The following is a 17,999-nucleotide window of genomic DNA, read 5'->3' on the forward strand; positions in this document are numbered from 1 at the left end:
CACCCCGCCCGTTGCGGGCGGGCCCCGGTCAGTCGAGGGGCTTGAAGGTGTCGAACGCGGTCCTGCGCAGCGTCCGGCACTCCTCGTCGTTCCACTTGTCGGCCTTGCAGCTGATCATGATCGCGTAGCCGTGGGAGGAGTCGACCTTGAAGCCCCGATTGAGCACCCGGATGCGGTGGCCCTGCTGGTTGCGCTCGAACTGCCAGTCCGCGACGGTCGGGTAGCCGTTGTAGTCGACCTTCTTTATGCCCAGGTGGCGGTAGCCGTTGCTGGTGGCGGCGACACCGGCCCGCGCGGCGTTCCAGGCCCCGGCCGCGTCGCCGCCGGGGGAACGGGTGAAGTCGATCTGGATGCGGGGGTAGCCGCCGTCCTCGTTGTAGATGGCGCCGGAGTTGGCTCCCGCGATCTTGTCGAACCGGAATTCCTCGGGCATGGCCAGGCTGAAGTGGAACTTCTTGCTGGTGACCTTGCGGTAGTCGTCCGGCAGCGCGTCGCCCTGCTTGCCGTCCTCCTTGCCGTTCCCGTCGCCCTTCTGGCCCTGGTTCTGGTCCTGACCGCCGTTGCCGCCCTGGCCCTGGTCGCCCTTCTGGTCCTGGCCCTTGCCGCCGCCGGTGCCGCTGTCGGGCTCGGCGGCGCCGTCGGCCGTCTTCGAGGGACCGGTGGAGACGGGCGCGTCGCTCCCGCTCTTGGCTCCGTCGTTCTTGTCGTCCCCGCCGGACGAGAGGGCGACGACGGTACCGATCACGGCGAGCACGATCACCGCCGCGATGATCGCCAGGGTGCGGCGCGGGACCACGTCCGTGAGGGAGGCGCGCGGCGGGGCCGGCGGCGCGGACGACGCCGGGGCCGGGCGGGGCGGGGCGGCGGGCTTGGCGGGGGTGGCCGCGCCTGCCCCGTTACCGGCCTTCGCCGCCGGGGCGGGAGCCGTCGAGGGCGTGGCGGTGGTCGCCGCCGCCCCGGCCGCCGCGGCCGGCTTCGCGTTCCGTACCGAGCGCAGGGCGCCGCGCAGCCGGTCCCGCGTGCCCTCCCCCTGCTCCGCCGCGTTCGGCGCGGCCTTGGGCCGGGACTCGGGCGGGGCCGTGGGCAGCGCCATGATCCGGGTGGCCTCGGCCGACGGCGGGGCCGGCTCCGACTTCTCCGGCGCGTGGATCACGTCGTTGAGGAGGGCACGGGCGCCCTCGTCGTCGAGCCGCTGCTCGGGGTCCTTGGCGAGGAGCCCGTAGATGACGTCCGTCAGCGGACCGGCGTTCTTCGGCGGGTCGAGCGGCTCGGTCATCACCGCGGTCAGGGTGGCGATGGCCGACCCCTTGTCGTACGGCGGGGAACCCTCGACGCTCGCGTACAGCAGACCGCCGAGCGACCAGAGGTCGGCGGGCGGCCCCGGCTTGTGGCCCCGGGCGCGCTCGGGCGAGATGTACGACGGGGCGCCGACGAGCATGCCGGTCGAGGTGACCGAGGGGTCGCCCTCGACCTGGGCGATGCCGAAGTCGGTCAGCACGACCCGGCCGTCCTCGGCGATCAGTACGTTGGACGGCTTCACGTCGCGGTGCAGGATGCCCTCGCGGTGCGCCGATCTGAGCACGTCGAGTATCGCGAGGCCGACCTCGGCCGCCCGTCGCGGCGTCAGGACGCCGTCCTCGCGCACCGCTTCGGCGAGGGACTTGCCCTCGATGAGCTCCATCACGATCCACGGGCGGTCGTCCTCGTCGACCACGTCGTAGACCGTCACCGCGCCGTTGTTGCGGATCCGGGCGATCGCCTTCGCCTCACGCAGCGTGCGTGTGATCAGCCGTCGCTTCTCGTCGTCGTCGATGGCCGAGGGAAACCGCAGTTCCTTGACCGCGACCGTGCGGCCCAGCGTCTCGTCGACGGCACGCCAGACCGTGCCCATACCGCCCCGGCCGAGCACCTCCCCGAGCCGGTACCGCCCCGCGAGGAGACGTCCTTCCTTGTCCCGTTGGGGCTCCCGTGCCTGCTCCGCCTCCGACATGCGTCCCCTCTGCGATCAACCCGCCCTGGCAGAGCGTTCATTGTCCCTCACCCCGGCGCCGGTCGTGGTGCCGGGTCCGCGGGCGCGTCATGATGGGCCCGGAGAAAGGGAATCCCCGCCATGCCGATACCCCGAGCGCTGCTCGCCGCCCCGCTGGCGCTGGCGCTCCTCGGCCTGGGGACGACACGCCTGCCCAGCGAACCACACCTCACTCCCGCGGCCGCCCACCTTCCCCGGCTCGTCGCCGAGGGCGGTGCGCCCACCGCGGCGCTGCTGGCCCGCGGCTCCTCCCCCGCACGGTACGGCACCTACCGCTCGACGGGGCCCAACATCCGGGCGGCGGACCGGTTCCGGGCGGGCAGCATCACCAAGACCTTCGTCGCCACCGTCGTGCTCCAGCTCGTGCAGGAGGGGCGGCTGCGGCTGTCGGACCCGGTGGAACGGCTGCTGCCGGGGCTGATCCGCGGGCACGGCAACGACGGCCGCCGGATCTCCCTGCGCCGGCTGCTCGACCACACCAGCGGCCTCTACGACTACACCGCCGACCCCTCGGCCCGCCCCCGCTCCGGCGCCGAGGCGGTCCGCACCGCCCTGGCCCACCCTCCGACGGGCGCGCCCGGCCGCTACGCCTACTCCAACACCGACTACGCGGTCCTCGGACTCGTCGTCCAACGGGTCACCGGACACGACTACGCCACCGAGGTCCGCGACCGCGTCATCACCCCGCTCCGCCTCACCGGCACCTCCTTCCCGGGCGCCCGCACCGAACTGCCCGCCCCGCACGGCCGGGCCTACACCCGGGACCCGGACGACGGCGCCCTCCGCGACGTCACCACGCTCGACCCGCGCGCGGCGGGCGCGGCCGGCTCCCTCGTCTCCACGCTCGACGACCTGAACCGCTTCTACGCGGCCCTGCTGGGCGGCCGCCTCCTCGCCCCCGCCCAGCTCGCCCTGATGACGGACACCCGGGCCACGCAGGGCGTCTACGGCCTGGGCCTCTACCCGGAGAAGCTCTCCTGCGGCATCACCGTCTGGGGGCACAACGGACGCATCACGGGCAGTTACGTCCGTACCGCCACCACCCGGGACGGACGGCACACCCTGACCTACCGCATCGACACGGACACCCTCACCGACGCCGACACCCTCGAACCCGCACTGCTGGACGCGGAGTTCTGCCCGGAGGCCCCCGAGCCGGGAACTCCCCGGCCGGGAACCCCCCGGCCGGGGGCTCTCTAGATCGGGACGATGTCCGGGGCGCCGAGCCGGGCCGCGTCGGCCGTGAGGTCGTCGGGCTGGAGCTGCGACTCCCGTTCCGCCTCCACCCGCTTCTCGTAGTGCTCGACCTCGCGGTCGATCTGGCCCGCGTCCCAGCCCAGCACCGGAGCCATCAGCTCCGCGCAGAGTCTGGCGCTGTGCGTGCCCCGGTCGAAGGTCTCTATGGAGATCCGGGTGCGGCGGGTCAGCACGTCGTCGAGGTGGCGGGCGCCCTCGTGCGAGGCGGCGTAGACGATCTCCGCCTTCAGGTAGTCGTCCGCCGCGGGCAGCGGCTCGCCCAGTTCCGGATCGGCGACTATCAGCTCCAGGACCTGCTCGGTCATCGAGCCGTAGCGGTTGAGCAGATGCTCCAGCCGGGCGACGTGCAGTCCGGTGCGGGCCGCGATCCTGGCGCGGGCGTTCCACAGGGCCGGGTAGCCCTCCGCGCCCAGCAGCGGGATCTCCTCGGTGACGCAGGCCGCCACCCGCTGGTCCAGCCCGTGCACCGCCTCGTCCACGGCGTCCTTCGCCATCACCCGGTACGTGGTGTACTTCCCGCCCGCCACGACCACCAGGCCGGGCAGCGGATGGGCCACCGTGTGCTCGCGGGAGAGCTTGCTCGTGGCGTCGGACTCGCCGGCCAGCAGCGGTCGCAGCCCGGCATAGACCCCCTGCACGTCGTCCCTGGTCAGCGGCGTGGCGAGGACCGAGTTGACGTGTTCGAGGAGATAGTCGATGTCGGCGCTGGACGCCGCCGGGTGCGCCTTGTCCAGGTCCCAGTCGGTGTCCGTCGTGCCGATGATCCAGTGCCGCCCCCACGGGATCACGAAGAGGACGGACTTCTCGGTGCGCAGGATCAGGCCCGACGAGGAGTGGATGCGGTCCTTGGGAACGACCAGGTGGATCCCCTTGGAGGCCCGGACGTGGAACTGCCCGCGCTCGCCGATCAGCGCCTGGGTGTCGTCCGTCCAGACCCCGGTGGCGTTGACCACCTGTTTGGCCCTGACCTCGTACTCCCCACCCGCCTCGACGTCCTGCACCCGGGCACCGACCACCCGCTCGCCCTCCCGGAGGAAGCCGATCACCCGCGCCCGGTTGGCCACCCGCGCGCCGTACCCGGCGGCGGTGCGCACCAGGGTGGCCACGTAACGGGCGTCGTCCATCTGGGCGTCGTAGTACTGCAGGGCCCCGACCAGCGCGTCCTTCCGCAGCGCCGGGGCGACCCGCAGCGCGTGGCGGCGGGAGAGGTGCCGGTGGACGGGAAGGCCGCGGCCATGGCCCGACGACACCGACATCGCGTCGTAGAGCGCCACGCCGGAGCCCGCGTAGAACCGCTCCCACCCCTTGTGCTGCAAGGGGTACAGGAAGGGCACCGGCTTCACCAGGTGCGGGGCCAGCCGTTGCAGCAGCAGCCCGCGCTCCTTCAGCGCCTCCCGGACCAGCGCGAAGTCGAGCATCTCCAGATAGCGCAGCCCGCCGTGGATCAGCTTGCTCGATCTGCTCGACGTGCCGGAGGCCCAGTCCCGCGCCTCGACCAGGCCCGTGGCGAGCCCTCGCGTCGCCGCGTCCAACGCCGTGCCGGCGCCGACCACGCCCGCTCCCACGACCAGCACGTCCAGTTCGCGCTCGGCCATCGCGGCCAGCGCCTCGGCACGCTCCGCGGGTCCCAGTGTCGCTGTCCTCACTGCTGCCTCCCGGGTGGATCGGGGTGGTCCGGCACGCGGGCAGCCGCCGACCGGGCGGTCTGCGCGCCGTGCCCACCTCTCGATTCTGTCCGCCGTCCCCGACTTCGGCCACCGCCTGTGGAAAACACCAGGACGACAGGCGGTCAACAATGCGACATATAGGTCATATATAAGCCTAGTGTTACATTGCGCTGTCCACAGCGGTTGCGCTTTCTGCCCTCATGTCATAGACCGACCGGGAAGGACGGCCGTCCTCATGCCCGCAGACCTCGCAGTCATCGGACTCGGCCACCTCGGCCTGCCGCTCGCCCAGGCCGCCGTCACCGCGGGCGTGCAGACCGTCGGCTACGACATCGACCCGCGCGCCTGCACCGAACTCGCCGCGGGCCGCACCCCCGTCGAGGGGTCGCTCACCGCCTCCGAGATCCGCCGGATGCTCTCACGGGGCTTCCGGCCCACCACCGACCCCGCCGAGCTGGGCCGGGTCCGTACCGCGGTGATCTGCGCGCCCACCCCGCTCGGCGCCGACCACTCCCTCGACCTGACCGCCGTCGGCGACGCGGCCCGCGCGCTCGCCGCCCGGCTGCGCCCGCACACCACCGTCCTGCTGGAGTCGGCCGTGCCGCCGGGCACCACCGAGGACTACCTGCGCCCGCTGCTCGAAGAGGGCTCCGGGCTGCGGGCCGGCCGCGACTTCCACCTCGCCTGCTCCCCCGGCCGCCTCGACCCAGGCAGCCGGACCCACGGCTACGCCAACACCCCCAAGGTCATCGGCGGCCTCACCCCCGCCTGCACCGAATCGGCCGCCGCCTTCTACAACCGGCTCACCGACAAGGTCGTCCGCGCCCGCGGACCGCGCGAGGCCGAGATGACCAAGGTCCTGGAGACCAACTTCCGGCACGTCAACATCGCCCTGGTCAACGAGATGGCGGTGCTCTGCCACGACCTCGGGGTCGATCTGTGGGACGTCATCCGGTGCGCCGAGACCAAGCCCTTCGGCTTCCAGCCCTTCCGGCCCGGCCCCGGCGTCGGCGGCCACGGCGCCCCCGTGGACCCCGGCTACCTCCCGTACCACACCCGCACCCCCGGTCACCCGCTGCGGATGGTCTCGCTGGCCCAGGAGATCAACGACCGGATGCCCCGGTACGTGATCCAGCGCTGCGCCACCCTGCTGAACGAGCACGGCAAGTCCGTGCGCGGCGCCCGGGTGCTGCTGCTCGGGGTCACGTACAAGCCCGACCTGGCCGACCAGGAGGGCGCCCCGGCCCGGGAGATCGCGAACCGGCTGATGGACATGGGCGCCCAGATCGGTTACCACGACCCGTACGTCCACGACTGGCGGGTCCGCGAGCTGCCGGTCCCGCGCGCCGACTCGCTGTACGAGGCGGCGGCCGGCGCCGACCTCACGGTGCTGCTCCAGCACCACCGGACCTACGACCTCCAGGGGCTCGCGGTGAAGGCCCAGCTCCTCCTGGACACCCGCGGCGCGACCCCGGCGGGGGCGGCACACCGGCTCTGAGGGATCCCGCTCCCCCGATTTCGGTGGGCGATGTCACAGACGGCTGCTAGCCTGCGGCGTCACTCATCGCACACAGGTGCGTTTCAGCCAGGGGGGATCCCACCATGAGCCAGTCCGTGCCGCCGCCTCAGCAGCCCCACGACGCCCAGCCCGGCGGCGGCAACCCGTTCGCCGGCCAGCAGGGCCAGCAGGGTCAGCCGCCGGCCGCCCCGTCCGGCAACCCGTTCGCGGGCGGCCAGCAGGGCGCCCCGTTCGGCGGCGCCCCGTACGCCCCGCCGCCGGCCCCGGTCCGCGACAACGTCGGCCTCGGCCTGGCCGCCGCGGTCGTCGCGGCCGTGGTCGCCGGTGCCCTCTACGGCGTCCTGATCGGCGCCATCGAGCGCGAGATCGGCTACGCGGCCGTGGGCGTCGGCTTCCTCGTCGGCTTCGCCTCCGGCAAGGTCGGCGGGCGCAACCCCGCCCTGCCGGTCGTCAGCGCCGTGCTGTCGCTGGTCGCCGTCTACTTCGGCCAGCTCCTCGGCGAGGCGACGATCGCCGCCAAGAAGCTCCCGGTCACCGTCTCCGAGCTGTTCTTCGACCACTTCGGCCTGCTGAACGAGGCGTGGAAGGCCGACTCGAACTTCCTGACATACGTCTTCTTCGCCATCGCGGCCGTCGCCGCGTTCTCCGGCAGCAAGAAGGCCGCGGGCTGACCGCACAGCGAACGGGAGGGCCCGGACCGCACGTCGTGCGCGGTCCGGGCCCTCCCGTCGTACGTGAAGGAATCAGCGGCGGTGCTGCGAGTCCGCCACCGTGACCTCGACGCGCTGGAACTCCTTGAGGTCGCTGTAGCCCGTCGTCGCCATCGCCCGGCGCAGCGCGCCGAAGATGTTCATCGAGCCGTCGGGGGTGTGCGAGGGACCGGTCAGGACCTCCTCGGTGGTGCCGACCGAGCCCAGGTCCACCAGCTTGCCGCGCGGCACGTCCTCGTGGACGGCCTCCATGCCCCAGTGGCGGCCCCGGCCCGGCGCGTCCGTGGCACGGGCCAGCGGGGAGCCCATCATCACGGCGTCCGCGCCGCAGGCGATGGCCTTGGGCAGGTCGCCCGACCAGCCGACGCCGCCGTCCGCGATCACGTGCACGTACCGGCCGCCGGACTCGTCCATGTAGTCGCGGCGGGCACCGGCCACGTCGGCGACCGCGGTCGCCATCGGGACCTGGATGCCGAAGACGTTGCGCGTGGTGTGCGCGGCGCCGCCGCCGAAGCCGACGAGCACCCCGGCCGCGCCGGTCCGCATCAGGTGCAGGGCCGCGGTGTACGTGGCGCAGCCGCCGACGATCACCGGGACGTCCAGCTCGTAGATGAACTGCTTCAGGTTGAGCGGCTCGGCGGCGCCCGAGACGTGCTCGGCGGAGACCGTCGTACCGCGGATCACGAAGATGTCCACGCCCGCGTCGACGACGGCCTTGGAGAACTGCGCGGTGCGCTGCGGGGAGAGCGCGGCGGCGGTGACCACACCGGCGTCGCGCACCTCCTTGATGCGCTGCCCGATCAGCTCCTCCTGGATCGGCGCGGAGTAGATCTCCTGGAGGCGGCGGGTGGCCGACTCGACGGGCATCTCGGCGATCTCGTCGAGCAGCGGCTGCGGGTCGGCGTGCCGGGTCCACAGCCCTTCCAGGTTGAGGACGCCGAGGCCGCCCATCTCGCCGATGCGGATCGCGGTCTGCGGGGAGACCACCGAGTCCATGGGAGCGGCCAGGAACGGAAGCTCGAAGCGGTAGGCGTCGATCTGCCAGGCGATCGAGACCTCCTTCGGGTCGCGGGTGCGACGGCTCGGCACGACGGCGATGTCGTCGAATGCGTACGCCCGGCGGCCGCGCTTGCCGCGCCCGATCTCGATCTCAGTCACGATGGTGTGGCCTTTCCCTCTACGTCTGCGCTGTCCAGTATCCCCGACACACGACTGAGGGGCGGTCCGGGGAGAACCCCGGCCGCCCCTCGGCTGCGTCGGCGCGTTACTTCCTGCTGTAGTTCGGCGCCTCGACCGTCATCTGGATGTCGTGCGGGTGGCTCTCCTTGAGACCCGCGGACGTGATCCGGACGAAGCGGCCCTTGGTCTCCATCTCGTCGACGGAGGCGGCGCCCACGTAGCCCATGGTCTGGCGCAGACCGCCGACGAGCTGGTGCAGCACGTTGGCGAGCGGACCCCGGTAGGGCACCTGGCCCTCGATGCCCTCGGGCACGAGCTTGTCGTCCGAGGCCACGTCGGCCTGGAAGTAGCGGTCCTTGGAGTACGAGCGGCCCTGGCCGCGGCTCTGCATCGCGCCGAGCGAGCCCATCCCCCGGTACGACTTGAACTGCTTGCCGTTGATGAAGAGCAGCTCGCCCGGGGACTCCTCGCAGCCCGCGAGGAGGCTGCCCAGCATGACCGTGTCGGCACCGGCGGCGAGCGCCTTGCCGATGTCGCCGGAGTACTGCAGGCCGCCGTCGCCGATGACCGGGACGCCGGCCGCGCGGGCGGCGAGGGCGGCCTCGTAGATCGCGGTGACCTGCGGGACGCCGATGCCGGCTACCACGCGGGTGGTGCAGATCGAGCCGGGGCCCACGCCGACCTTCACGCCGTCGACACCGGCGTCGATCAGGGCCTGGGCGCCGTCGCGCGTCGCGACGTTGCCGCCGATGACGTCGACGCCGACGCTGGACTTGATCTTCGCCATCCAGTTCAGCGCGTTGCTGTTGTGGCCGTGCGAGGTGTCGACGATGAGGAAGTCGACGCCCGCCCCGGCCAGCGCCTGGGCGCGCTCCAGAGCCTCGGGGCTGGCACCGACGGCCGCGCCGACGAGGAGGCGGCCCTCGGAGTCCTTGGCCGCGTTCGGGTACTGCTCGGCCTTCACGAAGTCCTTGACCGTGATGAGGCCCTTGAGCACGCCCGTGTCGTCGACCAGCGGAAGCTTCTCGATCTTGTGGCGGCGCAGCAGCTCCATGGCGTCCACGCCGGAGATGCCCACCTTGCCGGTGACCAGCGGCATCGGCGTCATGACCTCGCGCACCTGGCGGCCGCGGTCGGTCTCGAAGGCCATGTCGCGGTTGGTGACGATGCCGAGCAGCTTGCCCGCGGGGTCGGTGACCGGGACGCCGCTGATGCGGAACTTGGCGCACAGCGCGTCGGCCTCGGCCAGCGTCGCGTCCGGGTGGACGGTGATCGGGTCGGTCACCATGCCGGACTCGGAGCGCTTCACGAGGTCGACCTGGTTGACCTGGTCCTCGATGGACAGGTTGCGGTGCAGCACGCCGACGCCGCCCTGCCGCGCCATGGCGATCGCCATGCGGGACTCGGTGACCTTGTCCATCGCCGCCGAGAGCAGCGGGATGTTCACCCGCACGTTGCGGGAGATCCGGGACGAGGTGTCGACCGCGTTGGGCAGCACTTCGGATGCGCCGGGCAGCAGCAGCACGTCGTCGTATGTCAGCCCGAGCGTCGCGAATTTCTCGGGCACTCCGTCGACGTTTGCAGTCATGACACCTTCCCCAAATGGCCTTGATCGGTGCGGATGTCCATGCTAACGGCCTTCGGACGCGTCTCATTCCACGAACAAGATCACCTGGAGGTTCTGTAGCTTCGTACGGGGTCGCCACGGCCCCGCACCGCGAACCCCCGTACCGGCCCGGACCCGGCTCGGCCGCTTCCGCTACTGCTCGGCGAGGGCCCGCAGTCTGCTCAGGGCCCGGTGCTGGGCGACCCGGACCGCGCCCGGGGACATGCCCAGCATCTGCCCGGTCTCCTCGGCGGTCAGCCCCACGGCGACCCGGAGGACGAGCAGCTCGCGCTGGTTGTCCGGAAGGTTGGCGAGGAGCTTCTTGGCCCAGGCCGCGTCGCTGCTGAGCAGGGCGCGCTCCTCGGGCCCGAGCGAGTCGTCCGGCCGCTCGGGCATCTCGTCGGACGGCACGGCCGTCGACCCCGGGTGCCGCATGGCGGCCCGTTGGAGGTCGGCGACCTTGTGGCCCGCGATGGCGAACACGAACGCCTCGAAGGGCCTGCCGGTGTCCTTGTAGCGGGGCAGCGCCATCAGCACCGCCACACAGACCTCCTGCGCCAGGTCCTCGACGAAGTGGCGGGCGTCACCGGGCAGCCGGTTCAGCCGCGACCGGCAGTAGCGCAGCGCGAGCGGGTGGACATGGGCCAGCAGGTCGTGCGTGGCCTGCGCGTCGCCCTCGACGGCGCGGTGCACCAGGGCGCCGATCCCCGTCGTCTCGTCGTCGCGCATCGGACCATGGTGCCTCGGAGCCGCGTCGTCCGTGCCGCCGCGTCCGGAGTTGTGCACCGAAGCGTTATGAGCGGGTGCGCCGGAAGTCATGTCCTGCGCCCTCCCCTTCCGCTCGACCGAATCGTTCCCGAGGAACTCCACGTCTCAAGGATGCGGCATCGGCCGGGAAGCGTCACATACCGGCGGCGCGACGGGCTCCGCGGCCGGCGCGGAACCCGTGCGGCGCCGACCGGTCGCGTCGCCCCGCCCGCCGGTACGCGGACGGGGACACGGCCGGCCGCCGGCCGCGGCCGGACCTCAGCGGACCAGGCCCCAGCGGAAGCCGAGGGCCACCGCGTGCGCCCGGTCCGAGGCGCCGAGCTTCTTGAACAGCCGCCTGGCATGCGTCTTCACCGTGTCCTCCGAGAGGAACAGCTCGCGGCCGATCTCCGCGTTGGAGCGGCCGTGGCTCATGCCTTCGAGCACCTGGATCTCCCGCGCGGTGAGCGTGGGCGCGGCACCCATCTCGGCCGACCGCAGCCGGCGCGGGGCGAGCCGCCACGTCGGATCGGCCAGCGCCTGGGTGACCGTGGCACGCAGCTCCGCCCGGGAGGCGTCCTTGTGCAGATAGCCGCGGGCACCGGCGGCGACCGCGAGCGCGACCCCGTCCAGGTCCTCGGCGACGGTCAGCATGATGATCCTGGCGCCGGGGTCGGCGGAGAGCAGCCGCCGCACCGTCTCCACACCCCCGAGACCGGGCATGCGTACGTCCATCAGAATCAGATCCGAACGGTCGGCGCCCCAGCGGCGGAGGACTTCCTCGCCGTTGGCCGCCGTCGTGACCCGCTCGACCCCGGGCACGGTCGCGACCGCGCGACGGAGCGCTTCTCGGGCAAGCGGGGAGTCGTCGCAGACGAGGACGGATGTCATGACCGTCCTCCGCAGCTGATGCGCGTCACCTTGAGCCTCCAGGCTGTAACAAGTCGTCACCTGTGCGGTCGACACTCTCGGACACCTGCCCGATCGCTTTTCCGTCAACCGCCTCAGCCTTCTCAACGACGGTCACTCGAAAGAGTTACGGGGTGGGCAACCGAGTTCGGCACTCTACGTGAGGGCGCGTACACGGAGGAGAGCGACGCGGTTCATTCAACCCGCAACCGAAACTTCATGGCTAGGTATGCCCCATTTAGCGGGTTTTCTTCCCTTTTGCTGGTGTCTGTGGATAGATTCGCAATCAGTCATATTTACATCTACTTACACCGTAGATGTACGGTCGTGGGCACAGTCGACGACGGACCACAACGACGTTTCCGACTCAGCACGGTTTCGAGGGGACAAGCAATGGCAGATTTCTCCCGCCTTCCCGGACCCAACGCCGATCTGTGGGACTGGCAGCTGCTGGCGGCCTGCCGCGGGGTCGACAGCTCACTCTTCTTCCATCCCGAGGGCGAACGCGGGGCGGCCCGCAGCGCCCGCGAGAACTCGGCGAAGGAGGTCTGCATGCGGTGCCCGGTGCGTGCCGAGTGCGCGGCCCACGCCCTGGCGGTACGCGAGCCCTACGGCGTGTGGGGCGGCCTGACCGAGGACGAACGCGAAGAACTCATGGGCCGGGCCCGCAGCCGCCTGGTCCCGGCGGCGGCCTCCTCGGGCCTACCGTCCCCGTCGGCGCACGGCTGATCCCGGCACCGGCCACCCGCACACAGAAACGTTTCCTCACACAGCCCCGGCCCGCTCGGACCGGGACCGGACCACGCTGCGCCGGCGCGCCGCTCAGCGGGCGGCGGCCAGGGCCAGCCGGTCGAGAGTGGCCGCCACCGCCGGGACCTGGGCCAGGTCGGGCAGGGTCAGCGCGACGATCTCCCGTTCGATGGCGGGCTCCACCGCCACGGTGCGCGCCCCCTTGGGGCGTACCGACTCGATCGCCAGCTCCGGCAGCACGGCCACGCCGAGCCCGGCGCCGACCAGGCCGACCACCGCCGGGTAGTCGTCGGTGGCGAAGTCGATCCGGGGGGTGAAGCCGGAAGCCTCGCAGACCTCCACGAGCTGGCGGCGGCAGCGCGGACAGCCCGCGATCCACGACTCGTCGGCCAGCTCGGCGATGCCCACCGCGTCCTTGTCCGCCAGCCGGTGCCCCTCGGGGACCAGGCCGATCAGCCGGTCGGCGAGGAGCGGGCGGACCACCAGGTCGCCCCATTCGCCGCAGCTCGCGCCGTAGCGGAAGGCGAGCGCGATGTCGCAGTCGCCCTCGCGCAGCATCTCGACCGAGCGCGGCGGCTCGGCCTCCACGAGGGAGACCCGGGTGCCGGGGTGGGCCTCGCGCAGCGCGGCGAGCGCGCCGGGCACCAGGGTGGAGCTGCCGCTGGGGAACGAGACGAGCCGGACCCGGCCGGCCCGCAGCCCGGCGATGGCGGCGACCTCCTCCTCGGCCGCGGTGAGCCCGGCGAGGATGCCGGAGGCATGCCGGACGAGCGCCTCGCCCGCCTGGGTGAGCCGCATCTCGCGGCCGGTACGGATCAGCAGCGGGGTGCCCGTGGAGCCCTCCAGGGCCTTCATCTGCTGACTGACCGCGGGCTGGGTGCAGCCCAGCTCACGGGCGGCGGCGGAGAACGATCCGGTGGCGGCCACGGCGCGCAGGACACGGAGATGACGGGCTTCGATCACCCTTCAACCATAAGCGACACTTAGGGCTTCCTCGTCGATATCGGGGTGCACCTTTGAGGGCGTGGCGGCTAGCGTGCCCGGCATGACATCCATGGAACCCACCCGGCCGACGCTGCTGACCGTGAACGCGGGACGGCCGGCGGCCGTTCCGTACAGCGATGCCCCCGGCGGTCTGACGGGTATGGACAAGCGGCCCGTCGACGGGCCGGTGCACATCAGTGATCCCGGGCCCAAGGGCACCGGCGGCAGCGGGGTGGCCGGCGACGCGGTGTGCGATCTGCGCCATCACGGCGGCTCCGACCAGGCGGTGTACGCCTTCGCCCGGGAGGAGCTGGACGTCTGGGAGCGGGAGCTGGGCCGGCCGCTGGCCAACGGCGCCTTCGGCGAGAACCTGACGACCCGTGGGGTGGAGGTGAGCCGCGCTCTGATCGGCGAACGCTGGCGGATCGGCCCGGACCTGGTGCTTGAGGTGACGTCGGGTCGGATTCCGTGTCGTACGTTCGCGGGCCATCTCGACGAGCCGCGCTGGGTCAAGCGGTTCACCCGGGCGGCGGCGCCGGGGGCCTACCTCCGGGTGATAGCGCCGGGTGCGGTCCGGGCCGGTGACCCGGTCGAGATCGTGCACCGTCCGGACCACGACGTCACCGTGGAGCGGGAGTTCCTGGCCTCGACCACCCGGCGGGAGCTGCTGCCGGGACTGCTCGCGGCCGGGGAGGCGCTGCACCCCGAGGCGGCGCGGGCGGCGCGGGAGTACGTTGCCGCGAACCCGGCCGGCGCCTGACCGCCCGTACGGGCGGCCGCCCCCGTCGTGCGCGGCGGCCGCCCGTGGACAGCCGGTCGACGCGTACCGGACAGGCGTTAACGTGCCGCGTATGACGACTGCACTGATTACGGGAGCGACCGCGGGGATCGGTGCCGCCTTCGCGCGGCGGCTCGCGGCCGACGGGCACAACCTGGTGCTGGTGGCGCGCGACAAGGACCGGCTGCGCGAGCAGGCGACCGAGCTGCACGACCGGCACGGCATCGAGGCCGACGTCCTGCGGGCCGATCTCTCCGAGGACGACGGGATCGCCTCGGTCGAGGAGCGGCTGACGGACCGTCGGCACCCGGTGGATCTGCTGGTCAACAACGCCGGGTTCGGCAACAAGGGCCAGTATCTGGACGTGCCCATGGCCGACGAGCTGAAGATGCTGAAGGTGCACTGCGAGGCGGTGCTGCGGCTGACCTCGGCGGCGGCGGCCACGATGCGCGAGCGCCGGCGCGGCGGGGTGGTCAACGTGGCCTCGGTGGCGGCCTTCGTACCGCGCGGGACGTACGGCGCGTCCAAGGCGTGGGTCGTGCAGTTCACCCAGGGCGCGGCCAAGGACCTGGCCGGTTCGGGGGTGCGGCTGATGGCGCTGTGCCCGGGGTTCGTGCGGACGGAGTTCCACGAGCGGGCCGGAATGGGCACCGGCAACATCCCGGGCTGGATGTGGCTCGACGCGGACAAGCTGGTGGACGCGGCGCTGACGGACCTGGCGCGCGGGAAGTCGCTCTCGGTCCCGGACCCGCGCTACAAGGCGCTGATGGGGCTGGTGAAGGTGACGCCCCGCGGCCTGCTCGGAGGCGTCACCTCCAGGACGGGCCGCAAGTACGGTCCGCAGTGAGTGCTCACCCACGCGCCGGTGAGCACCCACCCGCTTCCGGGTGAGTGCTCACCTGCTTCCCGGCGCGCGCTCGTCGGCTCCGTGATGCTCGTCGGCTCCGTGGCGCCCGGTTCTTCCTCAGCGCACGCCGCGTCCCCCGTAGGCGCCGATGTTGGGGGCTCCGGGCTTCAGCGGGTTGCCGAAGTAGTCCTTGCCGCCGTTGTCCTCGATGACGGCTCCGGCGGCGAGGGCGGGCGAGCCGGCGCCGAGCCGGAAGTCGCCCAGGAGCTTCGGGTCGGCGGTGATGCCGCCGGGGTTCGGGCGGGTCATCGCGATGCCGTGGAAGACGTTGTGGTCGAAGGTGAGTCCGGCGGTCGGGTTCTTGAAGGCGTAGCCGCCGGTTCCCTCGCTCACGAAGACGTTGTTGCGGACGGCCAGTTCGTGCTGGGTGGTCCCGGGGCTGCCCGCGTCGTCCTGGACGAGGTAGCCGGGGATCTGCTCCTTGTTGTGGAAGGTGTTGTTGTAGATCCGGGTGTCGAGGATCGGGCCCCAGCAGTTCTGGATGAGGCGGGCGCCGTCGTCGCGGCTGACGTTGTAGCGGGCGACCGTGCCGATGGTCTTGGCGCCGCTGTACGGGCAGATCAGCAGGAAGCCGCCCTTGTTGTCGTGGCTGTAGTTGTACTGGAAGACGGTGTTGCGGGAGGCGCCGTCGGCGTCGAAGGACATCCCGTCGTGGGTGTTGCCGCCGCCGGAGACCTCGTTGTGCTCGACGGTGGTGTCGTCGGTGTTGAAGGTCCAGATGCCCGCGTTGGCGGAGGGCGAGCGGAGCTGGAAGCCGTCGACCCGGTTGTGGTCGACGCGGGCGCCGCTGGTGGTGTCCAGCTTCATGCCGTCGCCGGCCAGCGACTTCAGCGTGTTGTGGTGGACGCGGACCCGGGTGCTCGGCGTCCACTCCCCCGGGTACGCCTTCGGGTCCTGCTGGTCGCCGACCAGGTCGCGCTTGGAGAAGGTCGACTTGAAGTAGATGCCCTCGCGGTCGACGTCCTCGATGCGGTTGTGGCCGATGTCCAGGCCGTCGTACCAGCTCGCCCTGGCGGTGCCCTCGACGGCGATGTGGATCGCGCTGGAGCCGGAGAGCGTCTTGGAGTCGCCGCCGCGCACGTCGTGGATGTAGAGGCCGGAGAGGTCGAAGCCGCGGGCGACGCCGTAGTCGGTGAGGCGGAGGCGGACGCCGTTGCGCTCGCTGCCGGGGTTGTCGGCGTTGGTGATCTCCAGCGCCTTGAGGTGCACGTACTGCGTGTTGGCGAGCAGGACGACGTCGTGGGCGCCCTTGCCGTCGAGCCGGGCGCGGGCCGGGCCGGGGCCGTAGTCGGCGATGGTGAAGGGGGCGCGGGCGGAGCCGCCGCCGGTCGGGGCGAGGGTGCCTTCGCAGGTGCTGCCGCGCTTGAAGAGCAGCCGGTCGCCCGGGCCGTAGGGGTGGGCGTTGGCCTCGGCGAGCGAGGTCCAGGGGTGCTTCGCGCTGCCGGTGGCGCCGGCCGGGTCGGCGGCGCAGTCGACGTGGAAGGTACGGGCGGCGGGCGCCGCCTGCGCCGCGGTCTGGCCCGCGGCGGTCAGCGCTCCGGCGGTGGTCAGGGCCGCGAGCGCGGCGGCGGTGATGCGATGTCTCACAATTCCTCCGTACGAAGGGGCGGGGGGAGTGAACAGTCGATGGCGGGGGCCGGCCCGTACCGCCGGAATCCTGAACTCGGTTTGATCGAACGTCAATGCATCTCGCCCGAATGATCGAAACTCCCGTCGTTCGATCATTCTTGGTTTAGGGTCGGACACCGGCCCCGGCCGGGACCCCGGGGGTGTCGGGCACCCCCTCGGACCGGGCCCCACCTGCGACGGGCCACAACTGCGAGGGGACTGCTGCCGTGCGCGAAAGTGCTGCCGAACGTCATGACCGCCTGCTCGGACTCGTACGGGAGCGGGGCTCGGCCCGGGTCTCGGACCTGGCCACCCTGCTGGGCGTCTCCCCGGTCACCGCGCGGCGGGACGTCGAGGAGCTGGCCGGCCGGGGGCTCCTGGACCGGGTGCACGGGTCGGTCTCCTGGCCGCAGGACGCCGCGGGTCCGGCGGCCGGGCCGGGCGCGGGCTCCGGCCCGGGGGGCGGCGGGCCGGTCCTCGGCATGCTCGCGCCCTCCTCGACGTACTACTTCGCCGAGGTCATCCGGGGCGCCCACGAGGCCGCCGCGCGGGCCGGCGCCCGGCTCGTCCTGCGGATCTCCGACTACCGGCCGCAGGAGGACCAGGCGCGCACCGAGGGGCTGCTCTCGGCGGGCGCCGAGGGGCTGCTGGTGGCGCCCGGCTGGCAGGACCCGGGCGACCCCGCCGCGTTCGGCGACTGGATCGCCTCGCTGCCCGCGCCGACGGTGCTGCTGGAGCGCCGGCCCGCCGCGGGCTCCCCGCTGGACGGCCTGGACCGGGTCTGCTCGGACCACGCGTACGGGGTGCTGCTGGCGGTGCGCCATCTCGTCCGGCTCGGGCACGGGGCGCCGCTCCTGATGGCCCGCGCGGACTCCCCGACCGCCGTCGCGGTGCGTTCCGGGTACGCGGAGGCCCTGGCGGCGCACGGGCTGCGCGCCCCGCAGGCCGTGATCGACTCCGTGCCGTCCGAGCTCTTCCCGGACGCCTTCGAGCAGGCCGTACGGGCGCTGCGCGAGGCGGTGCTCTCCGGGGTGGCGACGGCCGCGCTGGTCCACAACGACGTGGACGCGATCCAGGTGGTGCAGCGCCTGGCCGAGCTGGGCGTACGGGTCCCGGACGACCTGGCGCTGATCGCCTACGACGACGAGGTGGCCGCGCTGGCGGACACCCCGCTGACGGCGGTGGCGCCGCCCAAGCGCGACGTGGGCCGCCATGCGACGGAGCTGCTGGTGGAACGGCTGGGACAGGGCGCGGGCGCGCCCCGGCGCCATCTGACGCTGCTGCCGCAACTGCGGGTGCGGGACTCCTGCGGGGCGCGCAACCACCCGTAACCGTACGAGCGGACCCCA

15 protein-coding genes are annotated in these 17,999 nt (G+C 72.5%); 7 read left to right on the forward strand and 8 right to left on the reverse strand.

Annotated elements, in window-relative coordinates; genetic code table 11:
* Nucleotides 1-28: 28 nt before the first annotated feature.
* The gene (locus tag ACWC97_RS08260; RefSeq protein ID WP_450648131.1) at nucleotides 29-1,990 is read right to left on the reverse strand and encodes a serine/threonine-protein kinase; all 1,962 of its coding nucleotides are present in this window, start codon (nucleotides 1,988-1,990) and stop codon (nucleotides 29-31) included.
* 120 nt (nucleotides 1,991-2,110) lie between these two features.
* On the opposite strand from ACWC97_RS08260, the gene ACWC97_RS08265 reads away from it, so the two are divergent.
* Nucleotides 2,111-3,229, forward strand: a complete 1,119-nt coding sequence (locus ACWC97_RS08265; protein ID WP_450648133.1) for a serine hydrolase domain-containing protein — start codon at nucleotides 2,111-2,113, stop codon at nucleotides 3,227-3,229.
* On the opposite strand, the gene ACWC97_RS08270 is transcribed toward ACWC97_RS08265, so the two are convergent.
* Complete coding sequence (locus tag ACWC97_RS08270) at nucleotides 3,226-4,932, reverse strand: glycerol-3-phosphate dehydrogenase/oxidase (protein WP_352273589.1); 1,707 nt, start codon at nucleotides 4,930-4,932, stop codon at nucleotides 3,226-3,228. The genes ACWC97_RS08265 and ACWC97_RS08270 overlap by 4 nt on opposite strands.
* Nucleotides 4,933-5,188: 256 nt before the next feature.
* Between ACWC97_RS08270 and ACWC97_RS08275 the strand changes: the two genes are divergently transcribed.
* The gene (locus ACWC97_RS08275) at nucleotides 5,189-6,451 is read left to right on the forward strand and encodes a nucleotide sugar dehydrogenase (protein ID WP_352273590.1); all 1,263 of its coding nucleotides are present in this window, start codon (nucleotides 5,189-5,191) and stop codon (nucleotides 6,449-6,451) included.
* A 104-nt stretch (nucleotides 6,452-6,555) separates the two neighbouring features.
* Complete coding sequence (locus ACWC97_RS08280; RefSeq protein WP_450648136.1) at nucleotides 6,556-7,143, forward strand: hypothetical protein; 588 nt, start codon at nucleotides 6,556-6,558, stop codon at nucleotides 7,141-7,143.
* 72 nt (nucleotides 7,144-7,215) lie between these two features.
* Here ACWC97_RS08280 and ACWC97_RS08285 read toward each other — a convergent pair whose 3' ends face one another.
* The 4 genes from ACWC97_RS08285 to ACWC97_RS08300 form a co-directional block, all read right to left on the reverse strand.
* Nucleotides 7,216-8,340 (reverse strand): GuaB3 family IMP dehydrogenase-related protein, encoded by a 1,125-nt coding sequence (locus tag ACWC97_RS08285; protein WP_352273592.1) that lies wholly within the window; start codon nucleotides 8,338-8,340, stop codon nucleotides 7,216-7,218.
* A 106-nt stretch (nucleotides 8,341-8,446) separates the two neighbouring features.
* Nucleotides 8,447-9,949: an IMP dehydrogenase gene (gene guaB / locus ACWC97_RS08290; protein ID WP_352273593.1), complete on the reverse strand. Its 1,503-nt coding sequence runs from the start codon at nucleotides 9,947-9,949 to the stop codon at nucleotides 8,447-8,449.
* A 171-nt stretch (nucleotides 9,950-10,120) separates the two neighbouring features.
* The gene (locus ACWC97_RS08295) at nucleotides 10,121-10,696 is read right to left on the reverse strand and encodes a sigma-70 family RNA polymerase sigma factor (protein ID WP_072486721.1); all 576 of its coding nucleotides are present in this window, start codon (nucleotides 10,694-10,696) and stop codon (nucleotides 10,121-10,123) included.
* A gap of 297 nt (nucleotides 10,697-10,993) precedes the next feature.
* Nucleotides 10,994-11,605 (reverse strand): response regulator transcription factor, encoded by a 612-nt coding sequence (locus tag ACWC97_RS08300; RefSeq protein WP_003948568.1) that lies wholly within the window; start codon nucleotides 11,603-11,605, stop codon nucleotides 10,994-10,996.
* Nucleotides 11,606-12,016: 411 nt separating this feature from the next.
* Between ACWC97_RS08300 and ACWC97_RS08305 the strand changes: the two genes are divergently transcribed.
* On the forward strand, nucleotides 12,017-12,352 hold the full coding sequence (locus ACWC97_RS08305; RefSeq protein ID WP_450648139.1) for a WhiB family transcriptional regulator: 336 nt from the start codon (nucleotides 12,017-12,019) through the stop codon (nucleotides 12,350-12,352).
* A 93-nt stretch (nucleotides 12,353-12,445) separates the two neighbouring features.
* On the opposite strand, the gene ACWC97_RS08310 is transcribed toward ACWC97_RS08305, so the two are convergent.
* Nucleotides 12,446-13,336 carry a LysR family transcriptional regulator gene (locus ACWC97_RS08310; RefSeq protein WP_385208350.1) on the reverse strand — a complete coding sequence of 297 codons (891 nt, stop codon included), beginning with the start codon at nucleotides 13,334-13,336 and terminating at the stop codon, nucleotides 12,446-12,448.
* 82 nt (nucleotides 13,337-13,418) lie between these two features.
* Here ACWC97_RS08310 and ACWC97_RS08315 point away from each other — a divergent pair, with 82 nt between their 5' ends.
* Together ACWC97_RS08315 and ACWC97_RS08320 are read left to right on the forward strand one after the other, a co-directional pair.
* Nucleotides 13,419-14,117, forward strand: coding sequence for an MOSC domain-containing protein (locus ACWC97_RS08315; RefSeq protein ID WP_450648141.1), 699 nt, complete (start codon nucleotides 13,419-13,421; stop codon nucleotides 14,115-14,117).
* A 91-nt stretch (nucleotides 14,118-14,208) separates the two neighbouring features.
* A complete protein-coding gene (locus ACWC97_RS08320; protein ID WP_352273597.1) occupies nucleotides 14,209-14,982 on the forward strand; it encodes an SDR family NAD(P)-dependent oxidoreductase in 774 nt (257 codons plus the stop codon).
* Nucleotides 14,983-15,099: 117 nt separating this feature from the next.
* Here ACWC97_RS08320 and ACWC97_RS08325 read toward each other — a convergent pair whose 3' ends face one another.
* Nucleotides 15,100-16,629, reverse strand: coding sequence for a right-handed parallel beta-helix repeat-containing protein (locus ACWC97_RS08325; protein ID WP_450648143.1), 1,530 nt, complete (start codon nucleotides 16,627-16,629; stop codon nucleotides 15,100-15,102).
* A gap of 248 nt (nucleotides 16,630-16,877) precedes the next feature.
* Between ACWC97_RS08325 and ACWC97_RS08330 the strand changes: the two genes are divergently transcribed.
* Nucleotides 16,878-17,981: a substrate-binding domain-containing protein gene (locus ACWC97_RS08330; RefSeq protein ID WP_352273599.1), complete on the forward strand. Its 1,104-nt coding sequence runs from the start codon at nucleotides 16,878-16,880 to the stop codon at nucleotides 17,979-17,981.
* Nucleotides 17,982-17,999 lie beyond the last annotated feature (18 nt).

This window comes from Streptomyces sp. NPDC001108, from assembly GCF_053598535.1.